At 63.7% G+C, this 7,816-nt stretch carries 9 protein-coding genes; 4 read left to right on the top strand and 5 right to left on the bottom strand.

Features of this window, described 5'->3' with window-relative positions; genetic code table 11:
• On the bottom strand, positions 1-568 hold a 568-nt coding region (locus tag A5481_RS31600), incomplete at its 3' end, for an SDR family oxidoreductase (protein WP_064504512.1).
• 103 nt (positions 569-671) lie between these two features.
• Between A5481_RS31600 and A5481_RS31605 the strand changes: the two genes are divergently transcribed.
• Both A5481_RS31605 and A5481_RS34410 read left to right on the top strand, forming a co-directional pair.
• Complete coding sequence (locus A5481_RS31605) at positions 672-1,655, top strand: LysR family transcriptional regulator (RefSeq protein WP_048435923.1); 984 nt, start codon at positions 672-674, stop codon at positions 1,653-1,655.
• Between the two features lie 397 nt (positions 1,656-2,052).
• On the top strand, positions 2,053-2,739 hold the full coding sequence (locus A5481_RS34410) for a hypothetical protein (RefSeq protein ID WP_156311997.1): 687 nt from the start codon (positions 2,053-2,055) through the stop codon (positions 2,737-2,739).
• A 364-nt stretch (positions 2,740-3,103) separates the two neighbouring features.
• On the opposite strand, the gene A5481_RS34415 is transcribed toward A5481_RS34410, so the two are convergent.
• Both A5481_RS34415 and A5481_RS31610 read right to left on the bottom strand, forming a co-directional pair.
• Positions 3,104-3,346: a hypothetical protein gene (locus A5481_RS34415; RefSeq protein ID WP_156311998.1), complete on the bottom strand. Its 243-nt coding sequence runs from the start codon at positions 3,344-3,346 to the stop codon at positions 3,104-3,106.
• Positions 3,347-3,386: 40 nt separating this feature from the next.
• Entirely contained in the window at positions 3,387-3,932 is a 546-nt protein-coding gene (locus tag A5481_RS31610; RefSeq protein WP_064504513.1) for a recombinase family protein, read from the bottom strand.
• Positions 3,933-4,315: 383 nt separating this feature from the next.
• Here A5481_RS31610 and A5481_RS31615 point away from each other — a divergent pair, with 383 nt between their 5' ends.
• Positions 4,316-4,975 carry a ParA family protein gene (locus tag A5481_RS31615; protein ID WP_048435925.1) on the top strand — a complete coding sequence of 220 codons (660 nt, stop codon included), beginning with the start codon at positions 4,316-4,318 and terminating at the stop codon, positions 4,973-4,975.
• Complete coding sequence (locus A5481_RS34420) at positions 4,975-5,358, top strand: hypothetical protein (RefSeq protein WP_156311999.1); 384 nt, start codon at positions 4,975-4,977, stop codon at positions 5,356-5,358. The genes A5481_RS31615 and A5481_RS34420 overlap by 1 nt, the downstream gene beginning before the upstream one ends.
• Before the next feature lie 92 nt (positions 5,359-5,450).
• Here the strand turns inward: A5481_RS34420 and A5481_RS31625 are convergent, their stop codons facing one another.
• Positions 5,451-6,206: a hypothetical protein gene (locus A5481_RS31625; RefSeq protein WP_064504514.1), complete on the bottom strand. Its 756-nt coding sequence runs from the start codon at positions 6,204-6,206 to the stop codon at positions 5,451-5,453.
• A gap of 568 nt (positions 6,207-6,774) precedes the next feature.
• Positions 6,775-7,230 (bottom strand): hypothetical protein, encoded by a 456-nt coding sequence (locus A5481_RS34425; RefSeq protein WP_156312236.1) that lies wholly within the window; start codon positions 7,228-7,230, stop codon positions 6,775-6,777.
• Positions 7,231-7,816: the final 586 nt, after the last annotated feature.

Genomic DNA, 7,816 nt, shown 5'->3' on the forward strand with positions numbered 1-7,816 from the left:
GGGCGCCGAGCGTGCGGGCAAGCAGCGGAGTGTCCGTGGTGCCGGGCGAAAGCGTGTTCACCCGCACCGGCGCCAGTTCGAGAGCGAGGCCACGCGCGAAGGCCTCCATGGCGGCCGAGGCGGCTGCCAGCACGGCGGTCCCTTGGGCGCTGGGGCGGTCCGCCAGGGCGCCGGAAATGAAGGTCACAGAGCCGTCCCGCGCCAGCCGGTCGCCGAGGGCGCGCAGCGTGTGCACCGCCGCCCAGATCCGCTCGTCGAAGGCGCGCTTCAGGTAGCCGACCTCGGCGTCCAGGATCTTGCCGGCCACGAAGGTCCCAGCCAGCAGCACAAGGTGATCCACATGCGGGATGTCGGCTAGCGCGGCAGCGATGGTCTCGGGATGGGTCACGTCCGCGGCGCGCCAGCCGGCAAAGGCGTTCTCCGCCGCCACGCGCTCGGCGCCCGCGGCATTGAAGCCGACCACGACGACCTTGGCGCCCGCTGCCTTGGCCTGCCGGGCGGCAGCAAGGCCGATGCCTGAGGTGCCGCCGAAGATGACGACGCTGCGATCCTCGAGGTTGCTGCTCATGACGACGATCTCTCACGGCGCGCCCGCGGCGCCTGTGGGAAGCAAAATGGCTTGTCGCTCCAAGCTTGATAATCAGGCCCCACTTCGCTTCAATCATGCCGTCATGGAACAGATCGGCCTCGACCGGCTCACAGGCATCATCGCCTTCGCGCGTTCCGCCTCGCTCGGCAGCTACACTGCCGCCGCGCGCTCGCTGGGCATCTCGCCGTCCGCGGTTAGCAAGAGCGTGCAGCGGCTGGAGGGAAGGCTGAGCCTGAGCCTGTTCACCCGTACCACGCGCTCGCTCACCCTGACGCCGGAGGGCCGTGACCTGCACGAGCGGGCGCTGCGACTGCTGCGCGAGGCCGAGGAGATCGAGCAGGCAGCTGTCGCGGCGCGCTCGGAGCCGGCCGGCACCCTGAAGGTCACAGCGCCGCTCCCTGTCGGTGTGCACCTGCTTGCCCCGGCCCTACCGCGGTTCCGCGAGCGCCACCCGCATCTGTCCGTCGACCTGCGCCTGGGCGATCGCTTTGCCGACCTCATCGAGGAGGGCATCGACGTCGCGATCCGCGTCGGCGAACTCGCCGACTCGCGCTTGGTCTCCCGGCGTCTCGCGCCGCATTGGCTCTGCGCCTTCGCGTCACCGGCCTATCTGGAACGCCGCGGGACGCCGCTGCACCCAGACGACTTGATCCACCACGATTGCGTGAACTTCCGCTTTCAGAGTACGGGCCAAGCCCTGCGCTGGCCGTTCCGGATCGACAGTCGCACGATCGAACTCACGCCGAACGCCGGCATCGTTACGGACTTCAGCGATGCCCTTGCAGCCGTCCTGGTGGCGGGCGGCGGCATCGGCATTTCACCGACCTATATCGCAGCGCCCTACGTTGAGCGGGGCGAGTTGGTGCCGATCCTGCAGGCATTCGCCGTCGAGCGGTCCGTCGTCACGGCCCTGTGGCCGGAGAGCCGGCGCAGCAACCCGAACGTGAAAGCCTTTCTAGCTTTTCTCGAGGAGGTATTCCCGTCCCCGACACCCTGGGACAGGCTGCTCTCCGCGAGTACCGAAGACGTGCAGGATACCAACACCAAAGGCGCGATGCCCCCTTGAAGGACCACTCGCTGACATGACGACTAAATTCTGCCTTAAATTAGATCATATAGAAATTCGAGCCCATGCTTCGCAATTGATTGGTAGGAAATCCTGCACTTTCAAGCTAACTATGTTTTGACTGTAGGAGCCTGAACTCAGGTTCCACATGCGAACTTACGCGCGCCCGCCGGCGGGCGCCGCGCCTAGGCGAAGGCCACAGCGCTGATCGTCGCGGAAATCGAGCGCCTGGATCGCGCCCGGGCGAAGGGCGCCCGATAATTGAAGATTACCAATTGGGCGGCCATGGGGCTCGCAATCCGGCTTGCATCAGTCAAAATTCTTTCTTAAAATATTAAAAATTGTATCTACGGCGAGAATATCAATGAAAATATCTATTCCATGCATGAAATGTGGCATGCAACAAAAAAATACGGATATATCTAAATCATATTATGAAGAAATTACTGAGAATGGCATTTTTGATTTTGTTTGCGATAATGGGCACCGTTCTATTACGGTAATGCAACAGCAAAAATTCGAGATTTTGTCTCGAATGTGCGTTTTGAGTATCGAAAACGGGGTGTACCGTGATGCTATTTCATCGTTTGCGTCGTGCTTAGAGCGCCTTTACGAATTTTATTTCAAAGCATCGGCCCGAAAAAATGGGGCCTCTTTGGAAGAAATTGTTACTACATGGAAGCAGATGTCTAGTCAATCCGAGCGTCAGTATGGTGCTTTTATGGCTATTTATTTGTTCGAAAACCATAAGACACCGAATATTTTACAAAGAAAACAGACTGAGCTTCGCAATGATGTGATACATAAGGGCAAGATCCCAACTCGCGACGAGACCATGCAGTTCGGACAAGCGGTTCTGAACTGCGCGCTTCCCATAATGGATATAATTCGGTCTAAGCCATATAGTGAAGTTATCTGGCAAATGGTTGTCGAAAACCGGAATGAGCGTGCGAGATCGTACTTTGATGCAGAAGCAGAGATAGCTTATCTAAGTCTTCCCACTCCCTTATCATTAAATATTAGCCAACAGACCAGCGAATTAAATGAACTATTGAAAATCTATCATAACTCATACGTCAAGTAGCATACGATCTCAAGCAAGAGCCCGCCGCGGCCGAGCCGGGCGGGCTTTGATCCCCGCGACCGCGGGAGAGACGACGTCTTACGGCACTTGGCCTCGACCACTTCAGGGTCACCCCCGCGACTGCGGGAGAGCAGCTTCGATCCTACACCACGCCCCGCGCCCAGCAAGGGGCCGCGCGGCGTCCGGTAAAAAGGAAATTCTCTCCCTCGCCGGAGTTTATGGAACCTCTGCCGCGATTGAGCGCGCGCCGTGTCGCAGAGCCAAAGCCCTCGTGTGGCGCACATTTTCGTTGTGGCGTCGCAGGTTGTGGGTAAGTTCCATAAATGGACGTTCCGCGAACGAGACCGTCATCGTTCGGTCGCGGCTATTCAGCTTCGACGATCTCGCGGACGTCGCCCGGCCTGAGATTGAGATCGGCGACCAACTTGCGGGTCGGATAGTCCCGTGACATCTCCACGTGCCCGCCCTCCGGCACAAGAGCGCGGACCGCCTCGACCGCCTCGGCTTGCGGGACGGCTGCCACCCATAGGTGGGCCGGGGTTGGATTGTCCGAGTCGTTCGTCTCTCGGACGAAGACCAGATAGACTCCGGGCGCAACATCTTTCATGCCAGCAGCACGTCACGCTCGCCTGGTCGGGCCAAGACGGCTATGGGGCAGCCTTGATCACCCGGTAGACGCTCGCCCGTCCGATACCGAGCTGCCGCGCGATCGCCGAGGCGCCCTTCCCCTCCCCTATCAGCGCCCGCACGGCCTCCGGATCGACCGTACGCGCACGCTTGTAGACGCCGGCCGCCTTCGCCTTGGCGATGCCTTCCGCCTGTCGCTCACGCCTGAGGTTCGTCTCGAACTCGGCGAACACGCCCAGCATATCGAGGAAGGCCTTGCCGGCGGCGGTCGACGTATCGATCGGCTGCTCGGTCGCGAGAAGCCCCGCACCCCGCCCGCGCAGCTCGCGCACGATATCCTGAAGGTCGCCGATCGAGCGCGCCAGGCGGTCGACGCGGGTGACCACGAGCGTGTCGCCCTCGCGGATGAAGGCCAGCACCGTGCGCAGCTCGTCGCGGCCGACGGTCGAGGAGCCCGACACCTTCTCAGACCGGATGATGTCGCAGCCGGCCGCTTTGAGTGCGGCGAGCTGCACGGTGAGGTCCTGGTCGAGGGTACTGACGCGCGCGTAGCCGATCCGGGCCATGGAATGTCTCGCAGGGTCTAGACGATCCCTTGTAGCTGTCTCACAAGCCACGCGGCAACCCTGTGAGACAGGGCGCGGGCGTCTCACTGGGGCTGCCTCGCAGGGTGTACCCCGCGGACAGGGGGTGGTGCGGTCTGGGAACAGGATACGGGACCCATCCACACCCAAATACCCCTTTGCCCACTTGCGCCAGTGGTAACTTGGGCTCTAGGGTTTGTGGGTTTTGGAGCTCTTGCCCGTACCGGGTCGCAAGATCGCATCCAAATACCCCTTTGCCCTAATGGGCCATGGGGTTCACGGGCTGTTGAGGTTTTCCACCTAATCCCCTTAGGGCGTTTCCCCTTTGGGGCATTGGCACACTTACCCACCTGGGAGCTTGGGCAATGGCGGTCATCAGCGTGTGTTCGACCAAGGGGGGCGTCGGCAAGACGACGCTCGTGATCTGCCTCGCCGACGCCTACGCCCGGCAGGGCGGCAGCGTGGCAATCATTGATGCCGATCCGAACGGCCACGTCCTGACTTGGCGTGAGCGGGCAGGGGATGGGGGCCAGGTCGACGTGATCGGCGGCGTGACCCAGGCCAACATCCTCGACCGGATCAGCGAGGCCGCCGCCCGCTACTCGATCGTCTTCGTCGACCTCGAGGGCGCCGCCTCGCAGGCCGTGACCTACGCGATTGCCGAGTCGGACCTCGTGCTTATCCCCTCGAAGGTGTCGGGCATGGATCTGCAGGAGGTGTTCCGCACCTACGAGGTCGTCCAGCGCGCCGAGAAGATGCTCAAGCGCCGCATCCCGGCCCGGGTCGTTCTCACGCAGATGTCGCCGCTTCAGAGCCGCGTCGCGGCCCACGCCCGCGCCGAGATCCAGGCGGCGTCGATCCCCGTGCTCCAGACTGAAGTGATCCAGCGGGCCGCCTACCAGGCGCTGCACTTCACCGGCCTGTCGCCCTCGGCGCCGGACGGCGATGCCAAGGCCGCGCGCGAGGTCGGCGCCACCCTCGATGAGCTTCTCGCCATCCTCGCCGAGCAGCAGCAGGCCGCGTGATGACCAAGCCCGTGTTCCAGCCCGCCCCGCGCCCGAAGCCGCGCACATCACCCGAGGAGGCGCGCCAGCTCGCCGAGGCTGCCGAGGATCTCGGCTTCACCCGGCCATCGACAGCGCCCGAGCCCGAGCGGCCTGCTCCTGACGCTCCATCCGTACCAGACCCTGTACCCACAAGCCCAAATCCCCCTTTGCCCAAGAGGGCCAACGGGCAAAAGGATCCGGCGCTCAAGTTCAGCATTCCGGAGGAGGTCTGGACCGAGCTGCGCCAGCGCGCGCTCGACGAGCGGGTGACGGTCAAGTTTTTGGTCCTGCGGGCACTCGCGCGCGACGGATTCGCAATCGACCTCGACAATTTGCCCGAGGACGGGCGGCGCGTTCGGTAGCTCGTTACCCTCCCGCCCCGAATCCCTCACCGAGCGCCGGACCCTCACCAGGGTCCGGCGTTCTCGGTTCCAGGGGCGGCACCAGTCTCAGGCTAAAATCGGAACCCCGCGGCCGAGAGTCTTGCCAGTCCGGAACTCGAATCCCCCCTCCGATAACCCTTCGCAACCTGCCCGCGAGCCGCCGTTCTCGATTCTAAAGAGGAAGAAAAATCCTGAATCCCCGTGGAGGGAGTCGTTTTGCACCCTGTCGGTCGACGACGCTGGAGCCAGGCCGCCCATTCCCGCGACAGGACGCGCACGAGGTTCGTCTCGTGCTTCCGGCCCTTAAGCGGACGTTCGGTAATGGAGACGAGCCCGTCGCTCTCGGCGAGGCGTAGGGCCATCTGCGCATGCCGGTGGCAGACGCCGGCGCGTGCCGCGATCTCGGCGACCGAGAGACCGCACACGCCCCGTGCTGCTATCTCCTCCCCGACGATGAACAGCACGGCCCTCTGGCCTTCGGTGTAGCGGCGCGCGAGCGGCTCGGGCAGCGGGCTCGACCCGCCGAGGCCCCGGCGGCCCTCGCGGCCCTTGGTGCGGTCGGGCGAGCGCTGGCGGCGGGGCGCGAACCGGGTGATCCGGGCAGCCGTCGGGGCGATCGCGGCGGCGAGCGGCAGCCCAGCGTGGGCAGGGGCCGCAGGGGTCGCCCGGCCGGCGGTGCGCCGCGCCTCGATCGCGTCGTCGAGCTCGCCCGCCTCGCCGTCTTCGATCAGCCCGGCGCCGTTCAGCGCGTAGAGCTGCTCGCGCAAGCCCGGCAGCATCGCCGGCAGCGCCCGGGCGATTGCCTCTTTCATTTCGGCATAAGTCATCGGTCGGCCTCGCAATGAGGCCGCGGCAGATCGAGCCGAGACACGCTCGCGCGCGCCCGGTTCCCGGCAAAGCTCCCCCGCCGCCGGAAAACGGGTTTCCGATTGACAGAGGTGGCGATTTCGGGGACGATCGGACTTGCAACAGTTCGGATCGGCCCCTCGGGGCATCAGACCCTCGGTGCCCTTGCAGGGGCTTCCGGGGGTCTCGCTTTTTCAGGGTCTCACTGCGGCGGCAGGGTCTCCGGTGATTGCGACTCGGGCAGCGTGCCCGCGTGCGTTAACGTGGCATGAGGCATGGATTAACCTCTGCCGTCAAATCGCCTCGGTTCGAGGTGCTGCCCCATCAGCCGTTAGAACGCCCGCGTGTCCTCGACCGAGAGCCGCAGGCCGACAGCACCGGCCGGCCCATGGATGAACACCGTGAGGCGGCCATCCTCTATGCAAGTGTCGAGGGAGACGGTGGGCAGGAGAGGGGCGCTAGTCACTGAGGCGGCCCTCCGGAAGATGAAGCGCCGCCCGCGCTTCCTTGGCCGCCGCCTCCGTCCCTGGGAACGGGCTGCCGATGCGACTAAAGGCGGCGTCGAACGCGCGCTTCAGTTGCTCGAACTCGATCCGGCGCGCCATAGCGGGCCTGCGCGGCGTCGTCCGTCCCCGCCTCGCGCCAGATCTCCTGCTCTGCCCAACGCTTCGCGACGTTGCGGATCACGCAGTGGCGCGCATAGTTGAACCCCTGGATATGATCCTCCTCGGCCAGCGCCTCGGCCACGAAGGTGAGGAACGGATCGGACGGCATCAGTGTCGAGCGGGTTGGCGACAGCAGAGCGTGAACCCGATCGGCGATGACCTTGGCGTCCTCGCCGAGGTAGACGACCGCCGCTCGCTGGTCGGGATCGGAACCGCCGCCGATATAGCCAACGTTGCCGTGCTCGTTGCGGTAGGCCTCAATGGATTGGGCAGAACGAGCGATCAGCCGGCGGGCGAGCGTTTTCCTGACGTTTGAATGCCTGACAGGGTTTCCTGACAACCTCTGGCACGCGCGGCTGTCGCGTAAGGCGCGTCAGCCCTGGCCGACCCGCCTGCATGTCAGGAACGGGTCGTTTTCCGCACACCGCTCGAAAGGCGGAACAGCGTGGCATTAATCTGATATTAACCGTCCCCGCCGAGGGTAAGAGCACAAAAGCAAACAGCCCTGGATCAACGATCCAGGGCTGCTCACTTACAAAGGTGATGCGTTACAGCTTTCCGGATGCACGCATCACCGTCACGACTGCCTGCGCAACTGCGAGCACAGCTGCGATGGTTTCGTAGCTCATAGGAAATCCTCCTAACGCTGGGCTACGAAGCCAATTTTTCATGGAATGGTTTATAGATCGTGAAGAACCCGGCAAAATTTGCCGGCGACGTTAACCATTTGGGCGCTGACAGGCTGGGTGGAACGCTGCACACACCTGATACCGCTCAGCCGTACAGCCCTTCTGCCTGCATGTGAGCCAGAAGCTGATGGGCCTGCTCCTGGGCCAAGGCGTCACGCCTCTGCTCCTCGAACCCATGCGCGAACATCGGCAGCAGCCTACTGGTAGCCCGCTCCATGGCCGAGCCCTCCCATAGGA

The organism is Methylobacterium platani (genome assembly GCF_001653715.1).
Classification (GTDB): Bacteria; Pseudomonadota; Alphaproteobacteria; order Rhizobiales; family Beijerinckiaceae; genus Methylobacterium; species Methylobacterium platani.